At 61.8% G+C, this 458-nt stretch carries 1 protein-coding gene; it reads right to left on the bottom strand.

The genetic code is table 11. The annotated features are described in order from the left end of the window. Positions 1–140: 140 nt before the first annotated feature. Positions 141–458 (bottom strand): translation initiation factor (locus NB063_RS31635; protein ID WP_250933783.1); only part of this gene is annotated, 318 nt, incomplete at its 5' end.

Genomic DNA, 458 nt, shown 5'->3' with positions numbered 1-458 from the left:
GCCGAACCGATCACGATCAGAGGAATTGTCGTTACACCGGATCACTTCTGTGTACCTGCTTAACCGTTCGCGAATTGCGGGATCCGACATCACACCAGACCGGTAGCGTCGATGGGGCTTTTGCGTCCTAACCGCGAGCGCTACTTCACGCGGTAACCGATCTCGGTAAGGCACTGGCGGGCCGTCGCCGCGTGGTCGCCTTGCAGTTCGATCAGGTCCTCTTTCGCCTTCACCGTCCCGCCGGTGCCGCAGGCGGTTTGCAATTTCGACAGCAGCGCCGGCAGATCGTTCGCCTTGGCGGTGAGGCCATTGATCACCGTTGCTGTACGTCCGCCTTTGCGTTTCTCGGTGGTGATCCGAGCGGTTTGTTTCTCGGGTGCGATCCGGTCCGCTTCAAGTTGGCGACGTGCCTCGGCCGCGGCTTTGTCGGCCGGGGTGCAGGTGCAATCGGTCTCGGG

It is taken from the genome of Aporhodopirellula aestuarii, assembly GCF_023701485.1.
GTDB lineage: Bacteria > Planctomycetota > Planctomycetia > Pirellulales > Pirellulaceae > Rhodopirellula > Rhodopirellula aestuarii.
Note: the sequence above shows the minus strand (reverse complement) of the source record. Positions and strands in the feature narration are given on the sequence as shown.